The 22,188-nt window shown below is 43.3% G+C and carries 19 protein-coding genes; 9 read left to right on the forward strand and 10 right to left on the reverse strand.

What is annotated here, in order from left to right:
- Positions 1-29: 29 nt before the first annotated feature.
- From L6421_RS09890 to L6421_RS09905, 4 genes are all read right to left on the reverse strand, one after another.
- The gene (locus L6421_RS09890) at positions 30-797 is read right to left on the reverse strand and encodes an EI24 domain-containing protein (RefSeq protein ID WP_237261632.1); all 768 of its coding nucleotides are present in this window, start codon (positions 795-797) and stop codon (positions 30-32) included.
- Positions 798-834: 37 nt separating this feature from the next.
- The gene (locus L6421_RS09895) at positions 835-2,205 is read right to left on the reverse strand and encodes an NAD-dependent succinate-semialdehyde dehydrogenase (protein WP_237261633.1); all 1,371 of its coding nucleotides are present in this window, start codon (positions 2,203-2,205) and stop codon (positions 835-837) included.
- 154 nt (positions 2,206-2,359) lie between these two features.
- Positions 2,360-3,559: an EAL and HDOD domain-containing protein gene (locus L6421_RS09900; protein ID WP_237261634.1), complete on the reverse strand. Its 1,200-nt coding sequence runs from the start codon at positions 3,557-3,559 to the stop codon at positions 2,360-2,362.
- Between the two features lie 127 nt (positions 3,560-3,686).
- Positions 3,687-5,036 carry a dihydroorotase gene (locus L6421_RS09905; RefSeq protein WP_237261635.1) on the reverse strand — a complete coding sequence of 450 codons (1,350 nt, stop codon included), beginning with the start codon at positions 5,034-5,036 and terminating at the stop codon, positions 3,687-3,689.
- A 393-nt stretch (positions 5,037-5,429) separates the two neighbouring features.
- On the opposite strand from L6421_RS09905, the gene L6421_RS09910 reads away from it, so the two are divergent.
- From L6421_RS09910 to ppx, 5 genes are all read left to right on the forward strand, one after another.
- Positions 5,430-6,464, forward strand: a complete 1,035-nt coding sequence (locus tag L6421_RS09910; RefSeq protein WP_237261636.1) for an ABC transporter substrate-binding protein — start codon at positions 5,430-5,432, stop codon at positions 6,462-6,464.
- On the forward strand, positions 6,461-9,271 hold the full coding sequence (locus tag L6421_RS09915; RefSeq protein WP_237261637.1) for a putative bifunctional diguanylate cyclase/phosphodiesterase: 2,811 nt from the start codon (positions 6,461-6,463) through the stop codon (positions 9,269-9,271). Before L6421_RS09910 ends, L6421_RS09915 begins: the two co-directional genes overlap by 4 nt.
- Positions 9,261-9,557: a membrane protein insertion efficiency factor YidD gene (gene yidD, locus L6421_RS09920; protein ID WP_237261638.1), complete on the forward strand. Its 297-nt coding sequence runs from the start codon at positions 9,261-9,263 to the stop codon at positions 9,555-9,557. The genes L6421_RS09915 and yidD overlap by 11 nt, the downstream gene beginning before the upstream one ends.
- Before the next feature lie 183 nt (positions 9,558-9,740).
- Positions 9,741-11,888 carry a polyphosphate kinase 1 gene (ppk1, locus tag L6421_RS09925; protein ID WP_237261639.1) on the forward strand — a complete coding sequence of 716 codons (2,148 nt, stop codon included), beginning with the start codon at positions 9,741-9,743 and terminating at the stop codon, positions 11,886-11,888.
- 160 nt (positions 11,889-12,048) lie between these two features.
- Positions 12,049-13,584: an exopolyphosphatase gene (gene ppx, locus L6421_RS09930; protein ID WP_237261640.1), complete on the forward strand. Its 1,536-nt coding sequence runs from the start codon at positions 12,049-12,051 to the stop codon at positions 13,582-13,584.
- A 124-nt stretch (positions 13,585-13,708) separates the two neighbouring features.
- Here ppx and L6421_RS09935 read toward each other — a convergent pair whose 3' ends face one another.
- The gene (locus L6421_RS09935; RefSeq protein WP_237261641.1) at positions 13,709-14,821 is read right to left on the reverse strand and encodes a flavodoxin domain-containing protein; all 1,113 of its coding nucleotides are present in this window, start codon (positions 14,819-14,821) and stop codon (positions 13,709-13,711) included.
- Positions 14,822-14,970: 149 nt separating this feature from the next.
- The gene (locus tag L6421_RS09940) at positions 14,971-15,468 is read right to left on the reverse strand and encodes a hypothetical protein (protein WP_237261642.1); all 498 of its coding nucleotides are present in this window, start codon (positions 15,466-15,468) and stop codon (positions 14,971-14,973) included.
- Positions 15,469-15,675: 207 nt separating this feature from the next.
- Between L6421_RS09940 and nfo the strand changes: the two genes are divergently transcribed.
- The 4 genes from nfo (at position 15,676) to L6421_RS09960 (ending at position 18,804) form a co-directional block, all read left to right on the forward strand.
- Positions 15,676-16,518: a deoxyribonuclease IV gene (gene nfo / locus L6421_RS09945; RefSeq protein WP_237261643.1), complete on the forward strand. Its 843-nt coding sequence runs from the start codon at positions 15,676-15,678 to the stop codon at positions 16,516-16,518.
- 120 nt (positions 16,519-16,638) lie between these two features.
- Positions 16,639-17,283 (forward strand): orotate phosphoribosyltransferase, encoded by a 645-nt coding sequence (gene pyrE / locus L6421_RS09950; protein WP_237261644.1) that lies wholly within the window; start codon positions 16,639-16,641, stop codon positions 17,281-17,283.
- A gap of 63 nt (positions 17,284-17,346) precedes the next feature.
- A complete protein-coding gene (locus L6421_RS09955; protein WP_237261645.1) occupies positions 17,347-17,859 on the forward strand; it encodes a SixA phosphatase family protein in 513 nt (170 codons plus the stop codon).
- 300 nt (positions 17,860-18,159) lie between these two features.
- Positions 18,160-18,804 (forward strand): OmpA family protein, encoded by a 645-nt coding sequence (locus tag L6421_RS09960; RefSeq protein WP_237261646.1) that lies wholly within the window; start codon positions 18,160-18,162, stop codon positions 18,802-18,804.
- Between the two features lie 133 nt (positions 18,805-18,937).
- Here the strand turns inward: L6421_RS09960 and L6421_RS09965 are convergent, their stop codons facing one another.
- The 4 genes from L6421_RS09965 to L6421_RS09980 form a co-directional block, all read right to left on the reverse strand.
- Positions 18,938-19,702, reverse strand: a complete 765-nt coding sequence (locus L6421_RS09965; RefSeq protein WP_237261647.1) for a sulfite exporter TauE/SafE family protein — start codon at positions 19,700-19,702, stop codon at positions 18,938-18,940.
- A gap of 122 nt (positions 19,703-19,824) precedes the next feature.
- A complete protein-coding gene (locus tag L6421_RS09970) occupies positions 19,825-20,637 on the reverse strand; it encodes a mechanosensitive ion channel family protein (RefSeq protein ID WP_237261648.1) in 813 nt (270 codons plus the stop codon).
- A gap of 37 nt (positions 20,638-20,674) precedes the next feature.
- Entirely contained in the window at positions 20,675-21,571 is an 897-nt protein-coding gene (argB, locus tag L6421_RS09975) for an acetylglutamate kinase (RefSeq protein WP_237261649.1), read from the reverse strand.
- A gap of 84 nt (positions 21,572-21,655) precedes the next feature.
- Positions 21,656-22,141 (reverse strand): YajQ family cyclic di-GMP-binding protein, encoded by a 486-nt coding sequence (locus tag L6421_RS09980; protein WP_237261650.1) that lies wholly within the window; start codon positions 22,139-22,141, stop codon positions 21,656-21,658.
- Positions 22,142-22,188 lie beyond the last annotated feature (47 nt).

Genomic DNA, 22,188 nt, shown 5'->3' on the forward strand with positions numbered 1-22,188 from the left:
ATAAACTTACCAGGCCTGGTAAAAGTTAATTAACGCTCTTCTCTAACCGGCATGGTCGATAGATAATCGAAGTAGTAATGAGATAATGCAATAACGGCCAATACTGGAATAAACAGTCCAACCAACGGTAAGGTGCTTAATAAAAACAGTGCCGCTACCGCAAGTGTTGGTGTCCAGTTAGTCATGTGTTTCACTTCATCAAACAGTTTCTCGGGCAATATCACCTGGCCAACATCCAAGACAATCGAATACCTAAAAAACATAAACCCTAATAGCCAGAACCAGATGATGTTTATCAATGGAATAAACAGCATTGGAATCGTCACCAAGAACAGCAACAACAATAAGAAGCCATAAACGGTTAACTTCCAAACCATGCCCATTATGGAACCATGTCCGGAATAATCGGTATTCGGATAATGTTTGTCATGCACCGCTTTCACCAGGCTATCGGTCATAAAACCGGTAATGATCATCGCAAAAATCAGAATCAGGTAACTTCCCAACAACACCCCTAAGACACCGGCGATCACCGCCACGACCATCCCAACAATCCAAATCAACACACCCCCAATGAAAGGGATTGCACCGATGGTTTGTTGGGCTTCATTTGTCCAAACCCCCATCTCTTGAACCATTGGGTTTTGGGTCACAAAATCACTCACCAAAAACACACCGAACAGGCCATACCCCATTAATGAGACCAAAATAATTGCCGCCACAAATGGCACAAACAAGCGCCATAGAATCGCCGGCTCTTTTAAATCCGACAGTGTTTTTAAGAGTAAATCAAACATAACGCGCCTTTAAATTTGTATGCCCTAACGACCGAGATTATTTAATCCAAATGCTTTTCACGTTGGTGAACTCACGAATACCATGCTCTGAAAGCTCACGGCCATAGCCCGAGTTTTTCACCCCGCCAAAAGGTAACCTTGGGTCGGAGAAACTGATGTTATTCACATAGGTCGCTCCAGACTCCATGCCACGAGCCATCGTTTCTGCGGTGGCTAAATCGTCAGTCCAAATGGAGCCACCCAAACCAAAATCAACACCATTGGCGATGCCTAATGCATGTGCCGGTTCAGAAGCCTTGATCACAATGGCGACCGGGCCAAAGAACTCTTCATTGAATGCTGGCATATTACTGGTAACATTGGTCAAGATAGTCGGTGCATAGTAACAACCTGGGCGATCCAGCTGATAACCTCCCGTTACAATTGTCGCACCCAGCTCGACCGATTCCATCACCTGCTCATGTAGCTCATCCAACAAGTCTTGCCGTGCCATGGGAGCCAAGGTCGTTTGCGGATCCATAGGGTCGCCAGCGACAAATTTTTCTTCTATGGCATTTTTAAAACGTTCGATGAAATCATCGGCAATGAACTGGTCAACAATGAAACGTTTGGCCGCAATACAACTTTGCCCCATATTTTGGAAACGTCCTTTGACTGCACCTTCAATCGCCTCTTTCATATTGGCACTTTCCAACACGATAAAAGCGTCTGAACCGCCTAATTCCAGAACCGTTTTCTTGAGTTCAGAACCTGCGATGCTCGCTACTTTACGTCCGGCATTTTCACTACCGGTTAAAGTCACCGCTCTTACCGCTGGGTGACGAATCGCCTGTTCAACCAAGTCAGAACCGATCATCAGATTTGAGAATATATGGTCAGGGAAACCGGCTTTACGGAAAACCTCTTCCATCGCCAAGGCGCATTGAGGAACATTCGACGCGTGTTTTAAAACCGCAATATTTCCAGCAATCAAAGCTGGAGCCGCAAAACGGAATACTTGCCAGAATGGAAAATTCCAAGGCATAACGGCAAGTACCACTCCTAATGGTAAATAAGCGACATAACTTTTAGAAGCGTCAGTTTCGACGATTTCATCCGCAAGATACTTAGGGCCATGTTCCGCATAAAAATCACAGACCCAAGCACACTTTTCAATTTCCGCCTGCGCCTCTTTATAGGTTTTACCCATCTCCAGGGTAATCAGCTCGGCAAGAGGTTCAATATCATCCCTTAACACCTCTGCAACCCGTCTTATCATCGTGCAACGGTCTTCCATTGGTGTTAACTTTGACCAATCCTCAAACATGTAACCCGCTTGCGTCAGCGCATAATCCAAGGTCTCTTCGTCCCAAGTATCAAACTCCACAAGCAACTCACCTGTAGCGGGGTTAATAGACTGCATGGTCATGGACAATTCTCCTGTAGCATTTTCTGTAATCTTTTAATGGTAGAGAGACTCCACCTAAAAAAATAAAGCCAGGTAAAGCCTGACTTTGTAGAGTAGTGGGTTAGTGCTTCGTAAAAGCATCTAACAATAAACCGGTTAAATATTGATGATCAAATCAACTACTAATCACTTGTTGTGCCCAGGCATTGGCGGCCATAAAGCTATTACCAATTTGCCCCATCCCCAAGCCATCAAAATGCAGACTTCTTAGAGTGTTATTCGCCTGCTCGATATTCATCAGAACCTTCAAGGCTTCACCTTTTACTCCGACCTTATTGACCAATGCATCGTTCAATTCATCCGCCAATGGCATCTCAGCTACGATTTCTTCGATAGGCGTTCTAAAAAACGCACCTAACGTCGAAAACAGACCTACTAAAAAGAAAGCGTCTTTATCATTATGATGACCGGAAGCGTCCGCCAAGAGTTCACAAAACTTAGCTCGCATCAAAGAAGTGGTCAACAGTTCTTGCGGCACCTCTTCCATGCTGGACAACATCAACATATTGACCCAAAACTTAAGTCGTTTTAATCCCATATATTTCAACGCATCTGCCACACTTTCCACTCTGATTGGAATCATGGCCGCGGGATTGTTAATCGCCACAAGCAACTTATGGCTTAAAGCCACGTCCTGACTGATGATGTTTGAAAGCTCTTGAAAATCGGTATTTGGATCATTCACCTTGGACAAAAGCTGCAACAATGTCAATTTATTGCCGGTTAATTTCTGTCCATTGATGACGATAGGGTTGGTAAAGAAATAACCTTGGAAATAGTCAAATCCGAGCTTTTTGAGATAGTTGAACATCTCCTCAGTTTCCACTTTTTCAGCGATGACTTTAACGCCCTTAGCATGCAGAGATTCGAGCATTTTTTTCATTTGCATTTCAGTGTGAGCTTCGGTATCGATTTTCACATAATCGCAAATCGTCGCCAATTTAATACTTGAATCATCATCAATGAAATCATGCAAGGCAACCCCCGCGCCCTCCGCTTTCAACTCTTTCAAACTGCGTAAGACTTCTACATCTTTGGTGACATTATTCGGAATTTCCAAAACCAGCTGTTTGTAGTTATCGAAGTTGGACAAATGCTCTTTACTTATCAGTTCTTTGGGTAAAGAAAGCAAGACATTGTGCTCACCGACAATCGACCGGAAGCCAATCTCTTCTTCCGTTTTTTTGATAAGTTCAATCGTTGCTTCAAGAGTCTGTTGATTAGGGTTTAAACCTTGATGAAACTGTAACTCATAAGCAAAAACATGCATATCTCTATCTAAAATAGGTTGTCTTCCAATAAATACATCTGACATTTTTTAATCCCGTCTTCCCAAATTCTTATCCGCTGGCCGCCATTTTACGCTATTTAACTTAATAAGACCAAGCCTCTCCCGGTTGCAAGCCTCTCCATGGCATGATGAGGCCATTTTGATATCGACTCTATCTGCGATTGAACAGTAAACGATGACCCGGTGTAAACTCAGCAAATTCACCTTGATAATATTTAAGTTCGCCTGAAACTATCGTACTGATCACCGATGATTTAAAGGTATGCCCCTCCCACGGAGACCACTGACACTTATATAGGTTATGCGCTTTATCGTCCGTATGGGGCTTATTCATATCGACCAATACGATATCCGCCCAATACCCTTCTCGAATATAGCCACGATCTGCAATTTGATAACGAATCGCCACATTATGCGCGGTTTTTTGCACCACGGTTTCCAAATCGAACACCCCTTCATGCACCATATCGAGGAGTGCTGATAATGACTGTTGCACCTGAGGTAAACCGGCTGGCGCCATAAAATAGCTATTTTGCTTCTCTTCATCAGTATGCGGGGCATGATCCGTGGCGATAATATCAATTCGCCCTTCTCTCACCGCCTGACGAATCGCATCGCGGTCGGACTGTTTCTTGATAGCTGGATTGCATTTAATGTAAGAACCACGGGTCGCATAATCCTCTTCGGTAAACCACAAATGATGCACACAAGCTTCTGCAGTGATTTTTTTGCCTTCAACCGGGCCTGGTTCGAACAGCGCCATCTCTTCCGCCGTGGTCAAGTGCAGCACATGCAAATCGGCGCCGGTTTCCTTGGCCAATTCAACCGCAAAAGAGGATGACTTATAACACGCTTCACGACAACGAATCTCAGGATGTGCAGACATAGGTACGTCCTCACCGTATTTTTCGCGATACTTGTCTTCCTGAGCCTTAATCATTGGGGTATCTTCACAGTGAGTGGTAATCAATGTCGGGCTATAGGTGAAAATATCCCGTAACGCCTGCTCTCTATCCACCAACATATTTCCGGTAGACGCTCCCATAAAAACCTTAACACCGCAAACGGTATTGGGATTCACCTGCTTAAGTTCTTCGATATTATCGTTGGTCGCTCCAAAGTAAAACGAATAGTTTGTCCACGCTTTCTGAGAACCTATCTGATACTTCGCTTCCAAATTCTCAATGGTCGTCGTTGTTGGCTTAACATTAGGCATATCCATAAAACTGGTGGTTCCACCCGCAACCGCCGCTTTGGATTCGGTTGCGATATCCCCTTTGGACGTCAAACCGGGATCACGGAAATGCACCTGGTCATCAATCATTCCCGGCAACAAGGTTAAGCCTGTTGCATCAATCACTTGATCGGCAGGCTCGTCAATTTTAGGCGCCACTTTTGCAATACGTCCGTCAGAGATTAGAACGTCACCCACCATCTTCGAGCCTTCGTTAACGATGGTTGCCTGTGAAATTAAGATTCGTTTTAGCTGTGGTTGCGACATAGATAAATTCCTTTAAAACCAACATTACGCGTAAGCGATTTATTGAAAAATGATAAAACATCAAGTTAATCAGTTTTGTTTATTTGCTATTCTAGCTCGAATCATTGTAATATTTTGAGATGTTTTTGATGTGAAAACAAATAAACAGCCCTTTACGGCTGGCTGTTACAAAAGTCAAAATAAGTAAATAGAACATTTAAATGACAACCGAACCAACTTACACAGAGAAGGTGTTGTAAACTGAACAAATCCGACCACAAGGTAATTTTAATGTTAACTAATCTCCAGGTTTATATATCGCTTGCTCTAGCGCGATAAAACACTGTTTTTTTAGTGGCAAGTCACCTCTAACTTGAGTCTTTGTTAAGTTTAACTTTCGATACAACTAAACCTATGCCAAATATCACGCCCCTCTTCTCAAGGCTTCACATCCCCGGTTCTATTGTCGGGTTTATTTTCTTATTACTATCCATATTCAGTGTCAGCGCTCACGCTGAACCGCCGATTGAGAAAAAGCGCCCTGTTTGTGTATATATTGCTAGCTATGCACCCGGTTATAGTTGGCAAAACGGGGTTGAAAGGGGCTTAAACCTAGCCCTTAAAGACCATTGCCACATCAAAACTTTTTTCATGAACAGTAAACGAGTTTTTGATGAGGACGATTTACAGAAAATCGGCTTACAAGCGGTGGATTTTATTGAATCCAACTCCCCGAACGTGGTCATAGTGTCTGACGACAACGCGGTGAAGCACGTACTAAAATCGCACTATAAGGATAGTCAACTTCCGTTCGTCTATTGTGGTGTCAACAATTCCGGTACACACTACGGCTTACCTTATAAAAACACCACCGGGATGATTGAAAAAAACCCAACCGAAAACCTACTTTCGCTTTTATTCAGCACTCAACCATCCAAAACCCATATCGCTTTTTTGACCACACAAGGCACTTCGGCGAATCATGACATCATTGAATTCAATAAAGTTGTCAAAAAATTCGGAATAAAGAGCACCGCTTACCAAGTGCAAACCGAAGAAGAATGGCGTAAAACCTACCAGCGACTCCAAGAAGATCCTCAAATAGATATTATTTTGTTCTCGAATCGTGCCGCACTAAAAAGCTGGAACCATGAAACCAATTTAGAGTGGATTAAAGAACACAATCATAAAATTTCCATTACAACCCAGGACTGGATGATGCCTTACGTGGCATTGGGCATGAATAAGATACCTGATGAACAAGGTCACTGGGCAGGACAAGCCGCCGTGGCGATATTGAACGGCACCCCCCCTAATCAGATTTCCGTTGTTCCTAACCAAGATTTTCAATTATGGATCAATCCAGCCATCGCTAAGCCTTTTAAAGAGCATTTGCCAGAAAACGTGTTTTCACATTCACTTATCTATGACCAGAAAGGCTCAAGATGAATTCCATTGTCAGCTCTTTATTATCCAAATTAACTAAACTGCAAATATTGGCTATTACCCTGATAGGCGTTGTGTGGCTTGCTGTAGTGGCTAGCCTTGAAATCACCAGCCAATTCAATCAGGAAAAAAACATTGTTGAACAAAAAAGCCAAGCCATTGCTCAACAGATGCAACTTGAACAAAAACGTACCGAAACACTGCTCAATGGCCTGTCTGAATTTTATACCTCTCAAACGGTTAAATCGTTACCTGCATTTAGGGAATTTGCCAAGGGGCTTTTAACAAACAACAGCCAAAACTATACCATTGGCCTAGCTGAAATCATCTCTCGCGCTCGAAAAAATGAGGTTGAAACACAGCAACGAAACATGGGATATGAGTCTTTTGAAATATCCAATTCAGAACTGTTCACCGAACAGACCGGAAACAAACTTTACGCTTTTTTAGCGATTACCTCGATTATCCCTCTCGATCCACAACGCTCAATCTATCTATCCGAAGATTTATTCAGCATTCCGCAAATGGTGACAAAATTCACCGATTCCATTGAAGACAATGAACCGCAAACCCTTCTGTTGACTGAAGTGCGGAGTAATACGCTTTATAAAATCACCTTTAAGCCGATCTATTTAAATTCGCCAAAGCTTTTGAACCATGAACAACGCCTTAAACAGACCCGAGGAATTGTGTTTATTTTGCAACCTGTTGTTAAAGGCATAGAAACGAAAATCAACCACTTCTTCTCACCTGAAAAGATGCTTATTACCTTGAATGCAACAGACCCTTCAACCAATTCAGAGGGGCCGAAAATACATATTCTGCAAGAAAGCCATCAACAAAAAACCTTTATAGACGAGTGGCTGAACACCAAAACCACCTCTAAATTCCCTATCCTTTCAAACATCCATGGGCCAACGATAGAATTTGTACGCCCATGGCTCATGAACAATATCAATTTAACGAAATTACTGCAAAGTCTCCTATTAGGCTTTATCAGCTATATTGTGTTTGCATTTACCATCCTTTGGCTGACCCGCTACACACAAAGCCTACGACAGACTCAAACCCGTTTATCCCAGCTACTATCGACCTCTCAAGATGCCGTTATCATTACCAATGACTTAGGCTATATCATCGATTGGAACCCTGAGGCCGAAAAGATTTTCGGCTACCTCAAAGAAGAAGCGATTGGACAACACTTAGTCAGCCTAATTTTTGATAAGACGTCACAACCATTGGTGATAGATGAAACCCTTTCCCAAAAAACGCTAAGCAAAATATTCAGGGATTCGCTTAAATTAAAGGCGCTTGAAGGTAAGGCAAACCGTACGGAAATCAATCTCATTGATCGTGCTCACAATCCGATTACTGCAGAGTTGACCATTTCCTTGATGAATGTAAAAAGCCGCACTGAAATCAGTTTGTTCATTAAAGACATCACTTATCAGCGCCAAACAGAAGAAGCGATTACCAAGATGGCATACTTTGATGCCTTAACCCAGTTAGAAAACCGTGTTTACTTCAAGCAATCGGTTGAAACTCGCATGAAAGAATCGCCGGATGAGACGATGGCATTACTGTTTATGGATTTAGACGGTTTCAAACAAGTCAACGACACCTTAGGGCATAGCGTGGGAGACGAACTGCTAAAAGTCGTGGGCAAACGCATTCAAAGCGCTTTGCGCAGTCATGACCAAACCAACCATATCTGCCGTTTTGGCGGAGATGAATTTGTCATCATGCTCAGTCAAATAGACGAAAACAATGCATCGCAGATATCATTACGTTTACTCAACCAGATTGAACGCACTATGAAAATCGATAATGATGAATTGCAAATATCAGCCAGTATCGGAATCGCCTTTTATCCTGAACACGGAGAAGATGTCGACACGTTACTTCGTCATGCCGATACCGCAATGTACCGCTCAAAAGAGCTCGGGAAAAACACCTATTCGATTTATCATGAATCGATGGAAGCCGACCTGGCTCAACGGATATTGATTGAAAAACATCTACGAACCGCGATTCAAAACAAGGAATTCTTTTTACTCTACCAACCACAAATCAACCTTCAAAGTGGCAAAGTAGTTGGGGTGGAAGCATTGATTCGTTGGAACAACCCTATACTGGGATTTGTGCCGCCCGACAAGTTTATCCCGATAGCCGAAGAGAGCAATTTGATTTTAAGAATCGGCGAGTGGGTCGCTCAAGAGTGCATCAAACAGCTGAGCGAATGGAAAGGCACCCGCTTCGACTCGCTACATATCGCGATGAACGTCAGCAGCGTGCAATTTGAAAACCCGCATTTTTTAAGTTTTGTAAATAAACTGATGCAAAACGCCAATGTCCATAACCATCTGTTGGAAATTGAACTCACGGAACGTACCGTCATGAATAACGTGACTGAAAACATTGCCCGCTTCAATAAAATTCGAGCCAATGGTTTTGGGTTGTCGGTTGATGATTTTGGTACCGGCTACTCTTCGTTAAGTTATTTAAAGAAATTCCCTTTGAGTGTGCTTAAAATCGATAAGAGTTTTGTGGATGGCATCCCACAAGAAGAGGAAGACATAAGTATCGCCACCGCGATATTAAACCTGGCCCACAGTTTGAAAATGCGTGTTGTCGCTGAAGGGATTGAAACCAAAGAACAGCTCGAATATCTTAAAGAGTTAAATTGTGATTTTGGCCAAGGCTACTATATAAGCCACCCTTTAGCGATTATAGAACTGGAAAGATGGTTTCATACCAATGACTGTTATTTTCATGCCTTTCCTTTAAAAGAAGAGTTACATGTTCAATAAATTCCCCAATCCATTCGCTTGGATTCTCATCATATTGGTACGCTTTTATCAATTATTTATCAGCCCTTTATTAGGACCAAGATGTCGTTTTTACCCTAGTTGCTCCAGCTACACTATCGAAGCGATTAAAACCCATGGGGTAATCTGTGGTTCTTGGCTCGCCATCAAACGCATTGGCCGTTGCCACCCTGCGAATCCTGGTGGAGTTGACCCGGTTCCTAGCTGTGGTTGCAAGAAAAACTGCACACCACCAACCGAAGACAAAACCGGCAAGGGTTCCGACTGACTGGACGACAGCAGGTTGCCAATAACACATCCCATGTTCTCAATCACGCCGCGACTTATTACACCAGGCCTGCTAGCTTTGTAAAATTGTCATAATAATTTCTTTTCAGCGCCCTGTATTCGCTCTCTAAAAAAGCTAAAATAGAGAGATTATTCGATCCGTTCAAATTTCATAGAGACCGCAATGTCAGAACTTCAAGATATTCAAACCACAGAAAACAGCACTGAAAATACTGAAGATTTTCCAAAATACATTAACCGTGAACGTAGCTTGTTGGAATTTAACCGTCGAGTATTGGCACAAGCCAACAATCCGGAAATCCCGCTACTCGAGCGGGTTAAATATCTGTGTATTTCCAGCAGCAATATGGATGAATTTTTTGAAGTGCGCCTAGCCAGTTTGATGGAGCTGGCCAAAGACCCTAACGCCCTGACCCAACCAGATGAACAACCGGCAGGAATGGTGGTTGAATGTCTATTGGAAGCCACCCATGAGATTGTTGAAGAACAATACCACACCTTAAACAACATCCTGATTCCGGCGCTTGAAAAAGAGAATATTCGTTTTGTGCGCCGCAATCATTGGACCGAGCAGAATAGAGAGTGGATCAGTAAGTTTTTCATTGAACAACTTCAACCGGTACTCAGCCCCGTAGGCTTGGACCCTTCCCATCCTTTTCCAAAAGTCCTGAACAAGACCCTAAACTTTATTGTCTCGTTGGAAGGTAAAGATGCTTTTGGGCGCTCGAATGGATTGGCGATTGTACCGGTTCCACGCTCCTTACCTCGACTGGTAAAATTGCCAACGGAAGCCACTGAAGGGGAAAATGACTTTGTGTTTCTGTCATCGATATTGCACGCCAATGTGTCACGCCTTTTCCCAGGCATGACGGTAACCGGCTGTTATCAGTTCAGGGTAACACGCAATACCAACCTGTTCATTGATGAAGAGGAAGTGGACGACCTATTAAGTGCGTTGCGAGGAGAGCTCTCTGGCCGTCAATATGGTGGTGCGATTCGTTTGGAAGTGGCGGACAATTGCCCACAACATTTGATTGATTATTTACTGGATCGCTTCAAATTACCCAAAGAATCCCTCTATAAAGTCAACGGACCGGTAAACCTGCATCGTTTAGATGCGGTGCCAGGCATGGCAAACCGTCCAGAACTGCTGTTTGCACCTTACACACAAAAGTTGTTAACCGCCAAAAAGCGCCCATCAAAAAATGCCTTTAAGATTTTCACTCGCCATAAAGAGCCTGAAAAACTGTTTGATAAAATCAAGCAGAAAGACATTTTATTACATCACCCGTATGACTCTTTTACACCGGTTATCGACTTCTTAAAAGAGGCGTCTACCGATCCGGATGTATTGGCAATTCGTATGACCCTGTATCGTACCGGCGAAAACTCTGAAATCATTAAAGCGCTGGAAAAGGCCGCGCAAAATGGTAAAGAGGTGACGGCCGTTGTAGAGCTCCGTGCACGTTTTGATGAGGATAACAATATTCTACAGGCCACCCGCCTGCAAGATGCCGGCGTACATGTGGTTTATGGCGTGGTCGGTTACAAAACCCATGCCAAGATGATCTTAGTATTACGCCGTGAAGATGACCGTATTCGTTATTACACCCATATGGGAACCGGCAACTACCACCATATCACCACCCGTTTCTACTCCGATTTTGGCTTGCTTACCGCCAATCCGATTATCGGGCGTGATGCGTCTAAGATTTTCCAGCAGCTGACCAGCTTGGGGGATACCAAAGATTTGGAAACCGTACTGCAATCCCCTTTCACCTTAAAAAGCGGCATGATTGCCAAAATAGAGCGTGAAGCGGAGAATGCCAGACAAGGCAAATCCGCCCGTATCATCGCCAAAATGAACGGTTTGGAAGAGCAAGGCATTATCGACGCTTTATACAACGCATCGCAAGCAGGCGTAAAAATCGACCTGATTGTGCGCGGAATTTGTAGCTTGCGCCCAGGTATACCCGGCCTGTCTGAAAACATCACCGTCACCTCGATTATCGGACGATTCCTGGAACACCACCGCATCTACTATTTTGAAAACAATGGCGGTAAACCCGAACTGTTTTGCTCAAGCGCCGACTGGATGAGACGCAACCTGCTGGCTCGTGTAGAAACCTGTTTTCCGATTTTAGATGATGCTTGTTTCCAACAAGTGTATACCGAAGGTTTGGCGATGTACCTACAAGACAACACGGGGGCCTGGATTTTACAAGCGGATGGCAGCTATGTAGCCAAACAACCCCATGGCGAAAAACCCTATAACGCCCAAGCCCTGTTGATTGAAAAATACAGCCGTTAATTCAATCAGTTAGAAACCTCCTCTAGCCGATTGATGCATCCCCCAAGTCCTGAGTCGATTTGACTATAAGTAAGATTGATTCGGGTTCTTAAGACAACTCGTCATAAAAACGGTAAACTAGCCGCAAATATGAACAGCAAAACAAAATACTGATAAGCCTATGACAGAACCTACCTCTTCAGCTTCTATTGAGCCAGCGATTTCCAATGCCGATTTATTTGCCGCAATTGATTTAGGCTCCAACAGCTTTCACATGATTATCGCACGTGAAACCCACGGTCAAATGCACGTTGTCGATAAACATAAAGAGATGGTTCGCTTGCGGGCGGGTTTGGATAAAAGCGGTAAACTCTCCAATAAAGCCTTTAAAGAAGGGATTGCCTGTTTAGAACGTTTTGGTCAGCTTATTAAAGACATCCCTGCGGCCAATGTGCGTGCGGTCGGCACCAATACCTTGCGTAACGCCTCCAATAGCCGTGAATTCCTTAAACAAGCTAAACTCGCTTTAGGCCACAGCATTCAAATCATTGCAGGTCAAGAAGAAGCCCGCCTGATTTATTTAGGTGTTGCGCATGGTTTGCCTTCGAGCGACGAACAACGTTTGGTCATGGACATTGGTGGTGGAAGCACCGAATACATCATCGGCCATCAGTTTGAGAACAGTCACTTGACCAGCACCGAAATGGGCTGCGTCAGCATTACCCAAAGCTATTTCCCTAAAGGCAAAATCACCCAAGAAAACTTCAATAACGCGGTATCTAAATGTCGTCAAATATTACGACCACACCGTAGCACTTTACGTAAAAAGGGGTGGGATATCGCCATCGGCGCTTCCGGCACCATCAAGTCGATTGGCGTCATTTTAGAGATAAACAGCTGGACAGAATCCGGCATTACGTTGCAGGGCATGATTGAACTGAGTAAAGAGCTCATCAAGGCGGGTTCGGCGGACAATCTGAAACTTGCGGGTCTAAAGGATGAACGTCGCCCTGTATTGGTGGGTGGTTTGGCCATCTTAATCGCCACCTTTATCGAGTTGAATATCGAACAGATGCAAGTCTCCTCCAATGCACTACGTGAAGGTTTGGTATTTGACACTCTTGGTCGTCTTAATGCCGAAGATGTGCGTGAAACCAGTGTCAACGCCATGCAACAATGGATGAAGGTAGACACCGAACAAGCCGATGCGGTCGCGAGAACCGCCAAGTCACTTTACAAACAAAGCCATAACACATGGAATCTTCACTCCGATGGTTATGACCTGAAACGGTTGTTAAAGTGGGCGTGCCGTCTACACGAAATTGGTATCTCGATCAGCTTCAAACGCTCACGACACCACAGTGCTTATCTAGTGGCTCAAGCCGATATGGCTGGTTTCAACCAACAAGAAAAGCAGATTTTGAGCTCTTTGGTTGTCAATCAACGGGGTAAATATAGCGAAGAATCTTTTGAAGAGATTGACGACAGTGTCAAACCGTTGATGCCTTATCTAACCGTATTACTCAGATTGGCGGTGCGAATTCATCGCGGTCGAGATCTAGAACAGGTCGACCCAATCTTACGTATTATCAACGACAAAGAACTGCACTTGGAATTTGATGATAAATGGCTGGATGAGCATCCGCTCACCCGTTTGGATTTGGAAACCGAAGCGAAACACTTGGATAAGTTTGGGTTCACCCTGTTTTTAGAATAAAAACCGACGGCTGAAATTAACTTTCAAGTCCTGTTTCAAAAAGCGACCAGGCCTGGTCGCTTTTTATAATCCATTCTTTTTTATAGTCTGTTCAATAGGCGCCAAAAATCCATCACGTTACCGCTTAATAGACATCCATTTGCAAACGTTTTTCCTGTTTAAGGCAACGCCAATAGTTTTGCGCTTGTTCCTCACTCATCGCGCCCTGTTGCTGAAATATCCGCATCAAAGCGTCCTTAACCGATTCTGCAAGCTTGGCTTGACTGCCGCAAATATAGAATTCAGCCTGGTTGTTGAGTAAATCCCATAATCTATCACCCTGTTCCAACAGACGATTAGAGACATACACCTTGTCAGCCTGGTCACGGGAAAAAGCATAAAAGGTCTCCACCAACCCTTGCTTTTGCCAGTTCCTGAATTCATCACAAAATAGACAGTTGGTCTGCTGATAGGTCTCGCCAAAAAACAGCAACGCCCCGCCTAAATCCTGCCCAGCGGCTTGTTGTATGGCCCTATGTTGCATAAAACCGATAAAGGGGGCTAAACCGGTTCCCGCACCGATCATGACAATCGGAGTTGACGCTTTTTCTGGAAGTTTGAAGGTTGGGTTGGGTTTCAAGCCTCCCTGCAAAATCTGTCCAGGCTGTGTGTCTTGTAAATAGTTACTTGCAACGCCAAAACGTTGACGCCCCAAATTTTGATACTTGACCGCTTTATATAAGATGGAGACTGTTTGCTGCTTATTAGAAGCCGAAGCAATAGGAGCCGAGGCAATCGAGTAATATCGGGGTGATAAAGGGGACAACCAGTTCAAGAACTCAACGCCCTGAGCTTTCAACTGAGGATAAAGCGCCAATAAATCCAGAATATCTCGACCATTGGCATAATCCATCATCGCCTGTCTATCCGCCCAATCCCCTAAACCGAGCTGTCTTTGCAGTTTGTTCAGAATGGCCGGATTAAGTTGAGTGAGTTCTAAATGATTTTCTAAGGCTTGCTGCACAGTGACCAGGCCTGATCGCCTTAATTCGATAGATTCATTGCCCGTCAAATCCAACTCGGCCAATAATGCACTCACCATTTGCGGACTATTTTGCGGCTGAATCGTCAACCAATCTCCAGGTTGGTATTCTAAAATCTCATCACTCTCTTTAGGGAGCGAAAACGTTGTATAAAAGATGGATTTATCTTTGGAATTAGGCGTAATACAGCGATTTTCTTCGACAACAAAATTCATAAAGCATGTTTCTTAATAATGGAGATTAGTAAGATTTTAACTGATTTTGAAATCGATAAGATTGAGAATCAAAATAGAGCAACCCTAAAGTAATTGGCGGACTTAGAATTACCCTATTTGTAGAATAGACAAGGAACTGGGGAATGAGTTTAACGCAGATTTTCCATCAATACCGTCAACCAGGGTGCGGTGACTAAAATAGTGACGGCCGACATTAAGCCGGCAATCAAGCCAATGCCTATTTGCGGAATCAGGTTGTTTTGTTTAAGCTCTACTTCTGCCATCTGGCGCTCTACCGAAACAAAAATATCCACTTGACGTTTCAGTAAAGAATTTAAGGTTTTAATTTGTTTAAACAGCAATTGCTGCTCTTTTTCGATAGCAAGACGTGATTTTTTGCCCTGATCATCAAGCTCACGCATCTGACCGGCTAACTGACCGATTGACGCATCCATCTGTTTGACCAAACTTTCAATCGCCGTCTTATCTTCTTTAAGCCACTCAAAATCTGGGGTAATCATATCTGACATATCCATATCTTCATAACGGTCTTGAGGTCCGTTATTGGCCCGGCTACGACGCATTGCCTGCTCTAATAAAACACTTTTTGACCCTAAAGGTTCCACCTGTCTTAAATCAATCGCCATCGTGTATTTCCTTGAATGCTTGAACTGCAATCCGTTTTATAAAAATTATTCAGCGGATTGTCATTTTCTTGTCGTTATTTTTAATATTGTTGTTTTTTAGCTAGAACATGCAGAAAACATGCCAACTCTGACTTTGCTTCTATAATTTGCTAGAATTGCAGTCTATTTTTACAAATCCAAGTCACCCAAACCCTACAGGGAATCGCTATGAAATACATTGGTGCTCATGTGTCCGCCGCAGGCGGTGTTGAAAACGCTCCGATTAGAGCGCATGAAATCGGCGCCACCGCTTTTGCATTATTCACCAAAAATCAACGCCAATGGGTTGCCAAACCGCTTACGCAAAAAAGCATCGATGAATTCAAAAGCAATTGTGAGAAATACGGCTATGGAAGCAATCAAATCCTACCGCACGACAGCTATCTGATTAATTTAGGCCACCCGGATTTGGATAAGCGCCAAAAATCTTTGGATGCCTTTATCGATGAGTTACAACGCTGCCAACAACTGGGCATCGACCGTTTGAATTTTCACCCAGGCAGTCACCTACGAGAAATTAGCGAACAGCAATGTATGGACTTGATTGCCGAATCGGTTAATTTCGCCTTAGAGCAAACCCAGGGGGTCATTGCGGTGCTGGAAAACACCGCCGGACAAGGCTCCAACCTGGGTTATCGACATGAGCAGCTCGCCTATATCATTGACAAGGTGGAAGATAAATCGCGAATTGGGGTTTGCATTGATACCTGCCATGCCTATGCCGCAGGCTACGACTTAAAAAATGATTATGAAGGGGTCATGAGTGATTTTGAAAACGTTGTTGGTTTTCAATATTTAAAAGGCATGCACCTCAATGATTCTAAAGCCAAACTTGGGCAAAAGCTCGACCGTCATCACAGTTTAGGACAAGGTGAAATCGGCTGGGATATGTTCAAACAATTGATGCAAGACCCTCGCATTGATAATATCCCGATGACGTTAGAAACCATCGACCCTTCCATTTGGGCGGATGAAATCAAACAGCTCAAATGTTGGGCGAATGCCGTTTAATGCATATTGATAAGCGCTAACCAAAGTATGACTGATTGGTTGTTAACCGAGATACTACTTGCGACATAGAAAATGAATGGAGTAAGATAATGCCCTATTCATACAAAACACATCAGCTCAATGAACAAAAACCAATTTATCGAATTCGTCATGCAAACTGGCGTTTTAAAATTAGGCGAATTTACGCTTAAATCCGGGCGCATCAGTCCATACTTCTTCAATGCAGGCCTGTTCAATACCGGTGGACAATTGGCTAAATTAGCTAAGGGTTATGCCGGCGCTATCGCAGAATCAAAATTTGATTTTGATGTGCTGTTCGGCCCAGCCTATAAAGGTATCCCTTTAGCGGCCACTACCAGCGTATCCCTCGCCACCGACTTTAATATTGACAAACCTTATGCGTTTAACCGTAAAGAAGCCAAAGACCATGGTGAAGGCGGTAATATTGTCGGCCATGCCCTAGAAGGCAATGTGCTGATAATTGATGATGTCATCACCGCTGGTACCGCCATTCGAGAAGCGATGGACATCATTACTGCCAACGGCGCTAAACCGGCTGGTGTAGTGATTGCACTTGACCGCATGGAAAAAGGCAAAGGCGAACTTTCTGCGATTCAAGAAGTCGAACAAGAGTATGGTATTCCGGTCATGAGCATTATTACGCTTAACGACATCATCAACTACCTTGCTGAATCCGATGATCCGCAGAGCCAACAATATCTGGATGCGATGAAAACTTATCGCTCAGAATATGGAATCGGTTGATGCACGCGGTGCTTAACTTGCTCTTAGGTCAATGTTTTGACCCACAACCTGCTGGGAATATTCATGGCGAGTAAACTACGCGAATTAATGTTACTTAGGCACGCCAAATCGGACTGGAAAGAGGACGGCTTGGCCGATATTGACCGCCCCTTATCAGACAAAGGTAAAAAGAACGCTGCAAAATTAGGAAAATGGCTCAATAAACATAATTTGATGCCAGACCTAATTTTGGTTTCCCCGGCCTTAAGGGCTCAACAAACCTTAAGACGTATCTGCAATGAATGCTCCGCGACCGCAATCACCGTTGAAGCACTATATTTGGCGGATGTCGCGCAACTCAAACAAGTGTTGGCAGAAGCTCCCTTTGCCGAACGCATCATGTTGATAGGTCACAATCCTGGACTGGAGTCGCTGTTTAATTTACTGGTTGCAAAACCGGACACTTCTCACGTTCAGCTTTTTCCAACTTGCGGAATGGCACATTTGATTATGCCTAGCGATTGGAAATCAATCGAACCTATGGATGGAAAATTGCAACAATTCATCACTCCCAAAGACATTAAAAACAATCCTTAACTGGATAATGATGAAAAAACGGTTTGCGCTGAAATGATTCACTCTCCTAAAGCGCTTTTACCGGCCTGATAAATCAAGCTTTTTACAATTTATTCAGTGGCTTACAAGCCACTCGATTGAGTCTTTCAAAGCATGAAAAACCGCTTTTTCAAAAGCGAAACTTGCAAGTGGAAACGGTTGAATAACAAAACACCACATTTTCTATTGTTTAAGCACATATCCCTATGCTTTAATAAATTTACATGTTATATTTTATTCGATAAAGTTTTTTTATTTATATACATATAAAAGGATACTTACATGAAAACAAAATTACTTCCTCTTGTTGCTGTTATTTCTCTGGCCGCTGCCGGTTCAGTTCAAGCTCACTCTTCAGTTGAAGCAAAAGGTGACATTATGGCAGAAGGCACTTCTGCTTATGTTGTAGATTCTTGGGGTCGTATCGTACGTGACAATGAAAACCGTTGTGTACGTTCTATCGATTGGAGCAAAGATACGGCTATTGCAAAATGTGAAGGTTGGGAAGAACCTAAGCCAGCACCAGTAGTAGCACCAGCTCCTGCGCCAGCTCCAGAACCTGAGCCAATTGTTGAGAAGCCAGCTCCAGTAGCACCACCTAAATTCATTGCTCACTTCAACTTTGACATGTTCGATATTAAAACAGCGGACATTCCTGAGCTTAATACTTTCGCTGACTACATGAATCGCGAATGTACCTGTAAAATCGCAATCACAGGTCATACTGACAGCGCTGGTTCAGAAGCCTATAACCAAAAGCTTTCTCAAGAACGTGCACAAGAAGTGGCCGGCTATCTAGCTAACCACGGTGTGGTTACCGATCGCATGATTGTTACTGGTGCAGGTGAAACCAATCCAGTTGCAGACAATTCAACTAAAGAAGGTCGTGCTTTAAACCGTCGTGTTGAAGTTGAGATTGTTAAATAAGGTTAGATCACTCTAAGCTTAATCTCAATTCAAAAATACCCGCAATAGCGGGTATTTTTTTGGCCATTAATTACCGATCAAAACACGATCGAATAATAATTAACCGTACTTGTGGCAAGTTAAAATTAAAGTTTCAAATCCAGGCTTTGGCGATTAACGAAACACCGACCAGAATCGTAATCACCTCAAAACTGCGTTTCACTAATCGATTCCCTTTAACAATGGCAAAATGCGCGCCCAAATAACCGCCAATCAACGATCCCAAAATCAGCGCAGGCAACCAATCCCACTGAATCGTACCCAAGACCCCCAAGGTAATGGCACCAGATCCATTCCAGAATATTCCGACCAGAATCAAGGTATACCCCACAGCTGTTTTATAATCTAAACCAAACCAGCACACTAACCATAAGGTAACAAATAAACCCGTTCCAGAGGTCAATGAGCCGTTTAAAGCCCCAATAAAAAACAGCATGAATCCGCCGATTACCAGGCCTGGTAAATCACGATGCTGAGATGACTCGAGTTGTCCTAGCTCAGGTTTAAACCAAGAATACAAACCTAAAGCAAGCGTCAACAAACCTAATAATCCTTGTGATATTTTGTCATCTACCTGCAGAATAATACTTGCACCAAGCACAACGCCTGGTAAACCCGTCGCCAAAATAAATGCAGAAAACTTCCAGTCAAAGCTTGATGATTTTAAGTGTCTGGCTGTAGCACCCAAACCTAAAAATACACTGGCCACCTTATGGGTAGCTAAAGCGGTTCCAAAGGGTAACCCCAAAAACAATAACGCAGGCAACTGCAGTAAACCCGCGCCCCCGCCTGCGAGAGCCGAAAAGAGGTTAGCCACCAGAGAAATAATAAATAAGATAAGCTGTTCAAATATGTCCATGCGCTTATTGTATGCGACCAGAACAATCTAGGCTGAATTTAAGACATAAAAAAACCACTACTATGAGTGGTTTTTTAACTAAAACTCTCTAAAAGAGAACGTTTTGTCACTTAACTGGAATACTAAGCTTCCGTTTTGTGAAGATGAACGTCCATTTGAGGATAAGGAATTGAAATACCTGCATCATCAAAGGCCAGTTTAACCTTTTCATTCATATCCCAAAGTACTTTCCAGTAGTCACCAGAATTCACCCAAGGACGTACCACAAAGTTCACACTGCTATCGCCTAGTTCAGATAAGGCAACAACCGGCGCTGGGTCTTTAAGGATACGCTCATCTTCAGCAACCAGCTTTTCCAGAATGGCTTTAGCTTGACGGATATCATCGTCATAACCGATACCGAACACCATATCCACACGACGAGTGTCACGCGCTGAGAAGTTGGTAATTGGTCCACCGTAGATTCCACCGTTTGGAACAATCACTTCTTTGTTGTCGCCAGTACGCATGGTTGTGCTGAAGATTTGTACGTTTTCAACCACACCAGTTACACCACCCGCTTCAATGAAGTCACCACTTTTGAATGGTTTGAAGATGATGATCATGACACCCGATGCGAAGTTCTGCATAGAACCTTGTAGAGCTAGACCTATGGCTAAACCCGCTGCCGCAATCAAGGCAACCAATGAAGAGGTATCCACACCCAGTTGATCCAGTGAGGCTATGATTACAAACAATAGTAAAACGGCATTAACAATCGAACCTAGGAAATTAACCAACATATCGTCTATTGATCCGGCACGATTAAGTAGTTTTTTAACCAGGTTTACAATGATCTTAACAACCCATCTACCAATGATGAAAATGGCAAGAGCCATCACAATCTTAATAGCCCATGGCATGGCATATTCATTTAATAAAACATCAAATTCCATCGTATCTTCCTATCTATTTTTAAATAAAATCAGACTATTACTGGGCGGTAATTAAAGTTCCAACACCTTCATCAGTAAACACCTCAAGCATTACAGCATGTTCAACGCGTCCATCAACAATATGTGCAGAGTGTACGCCGTTTTGAACGGCCTCTAGAGCACATTGAATCTTTGGCAACATACCGCCGTAAATTGTACCATCCTCTATCAGCTTATCGACACTTTCAGTGTTCAACCCTGTTAATAAGGTTCCCTCTTTATCCAAAAGACCTGGCGTATTGGTAAGCAACATCAATTTTTCAGCTTTCAATGCTTCTGCAATCTTACCGGCAACCAAATCGGCATTGATATTATAAGACTGTCCCGTCTTATCCACCCCTACTGGAGCAATGACAGGGATAAAATCATCCTGGATCAACATGTCGAGTACTTTGGTATTGATTTGCCCCACTTCACCAACATGCCCCAAATCGATAATCTCCGGTGCGTTTAATTCCGGGGCATTACGCTGCATTTTCATTTTAGTGGCGCAGATTAAATTACCGTCTTTACCGGTTAGCCCCACGGCATTCCCTCCGGCCTGATGAATCAGATTAACAATTTCTTTATTCACCAAACCGCCTAAAACCATTTCCACGATATCCATGGTTTCGGTATCGGTGACACGCATGCCTTGAATAAACTCAGACTGTTTACCGACTCTGTCCAACAAGTTGCCTATTTGAGGACCTCCACCGTGCACCACGACCGGATTCATTCCAACCAATTTCATCAACACGATATCACGCGCAAAACCTTGCTTTAACTTCTCATCGGTCATGGCATTGCCACCATATTTCACCACAATCGTTTTACCCGAAAAACGCTGGATATAAGGCAAAGCTTCTGTCAAGACCGAAGCGATATTTTGAGCTTGTTGTTTGTTTAAATTCATAGTGTTTTGTGCTCTCATGATAGCGAGTTCTCATTCAATCTAAAAAGGGCTGAGGCCCTGTTGAAATTAATCGATAAAGCCTGATTAGTCTCTAAAGTTATTGTATTGTAAAGGCAGTTCTAAATCTTCCATGCCTCTCAACAATTGCATGACCTGCTGTAAATCATCACGTTTTTTACCCGTCACACGAATACTGTCACCCTGGTTAGCCGCTTGTACTTTGATTTTAGAATCTTTAATCGCCTTAATGATTTTTTTAGCCAAAGGCGCATCCAAGCCTTCTTTCATCTCAACCACTTGTTTAGCGGTTTTTAGCTGAATATCGGCATCTTTACGCTCCATACACTTCACATCAATCCCGCGACGATTGGCTTTTTGAACCAAAATATCAAACATCTGATCCAATTGAAAATCCGATTGGGTCTTCATGGTCACCGTCGTCCCCTTCAATTCAAACTCAGAATCGGTTCCCTTGAAGTCATAACGTGTTGTGACTTCCTTGTTAGCTTGGTCTAGAGCGTTTTGTAATTCGTGTTTATCAAGTTCTGAAACAATATCAAAAGAAGGCATATTCTCTCCAAATAGATCTACCAGGCCTGGTAAGTTTTTAAAATCAA

Origin of the sequence: Thiomicrorhabdus immobilis (assembly GCF_021654855.1) — a bacterium.
Classification (GTDB): Bacteria; Pseudomonadota; Gammaproteobacteria; order Thiomicrospirales; family Thiomicrospiraceae; genus Thiomicrorhabdus; species Thiomicrorhabdus immobilis.

Coding starts and splice junctions, on each gene's coding strand:
- L6421_RS09890 (WP_237261632.1), bottom strand. CDS start 797: ATGTTTGATTTACTCTTAAAAACACTGTCGGATTTAAAAGAGCCGGCG.
- L6421_RS09895 (WP_237261633.1), bottom strand. CDS start 2,205: ATGACCATGCAGTCTATTAACCCCGCTACAGGTGAGTTGCTTGTGGAG.
- L6421_RS09900 (WP_237261634.1), bottom strand. CDS start 3,559: ATGTCAGATGTATTTATTGGAAGACAACCTATTTTAGATAGAGATATG.
- L6421_RS09905 (WP_237261635.1), bottom strand. CDS start 5,036: ATGTCGCAACCACAGCTAAAACGAATCTTAATTTCACAGGCAACCATC.
- L6421_RS09910 (WP_237261636.1), top strand. CDS start 5,430: ATGCCAAATATCACGCCCCTCTTCTCAAGGCTTCACATCCCCGGTTCT.
- L6421_RS09915 (WP_237261637.1), top strand. CDS start 6,461: ATGAATTCCATTGTCAGCTCTTTATTATCCAAATTAACTAAACTGCAA.
- yidD (WP_237261638.1), top strand. CDS start 9,261: ATGTTCAATAAATTCCCCAATCCATTCGCTTGGATTCTCATCATATTG.
- ppk1 (WP_237261639.1), top strand. CDS start 9,741: ATGTCAGAACTTCAAGATATTCAAACCACAGAAAACAGCACTGAAAAT.
- ppx (WP_237261640.1), top strand. CDS start 12,049: ATGACAGAACCTACCTCTTCAGCTTCTATTGAGCCAGCGATTTCCAAT.
- L6421_RS09935 (WP_237261641.1), bottom strand. CDS start 14,821: ATGAATTTTGTTGTCGAAGAAAATCGCTGTATTACGCCTAATTCCAAA.
- L6421_RS09940 (WP_237261642.1), bottom strand. CDS start 15,468: ATGGCGATTGATTTAAGACAGGTGGAACCTTTAGGGTCAAAAAGTGTT.
- nfo (WP_237261643.1), top strand. CDS start 15,676: ATGAAATACATTGGTGCTCATGTGTCCGCCGCAGGCGGTGTTGAAAAC.
- pyrE (WP_237261644.1), top strand. CDS start 16,639: ATGAACAAAAACCAATTTATCGAATTCGTCATGCAAACTGGCGTTTTA.
- L6421_RS09955 (WP_237261645.1), top strand. CDS start 17,347: ATGGCGAGTAAACTACGCGAATTAATGTTACTTAGGCACGCCAAATCG.
- L6421_RS09960 (WP_237261646.1), top strand. CDS start 18,160: ATGAAAACAAAATTACTTCCTCTTGTTGCTGTTATTTCTCTGGCCGCT.
- L6421_RS09965 (WP_237261647.1), bottom strand. CDS start 19,702: ATGGACATATTTGAACAGCTTATCTTATTTATTATTTCTCTGGTGGCT.
- L6421_RS09970 (WP_237261648.1), bottom strand. CDS start 20,637: ATGGAATTTGATGTTTTATTAAATGAATATGCCATGCCATGGGCTATT.
- argB (WP_237261649.1), bottom strand. CDS start 21,571: ATGAATTTAAACAAACAACAAGCTCAAAATATCGCTTCGGTCTTGACA.
- L6421_RS09980 (WP_237261650.1), bottom strand. CDS start 22,141: ATGCCTTCTTTTGATATTGTTTCAGAACTTGATAAACACGAATTACAA.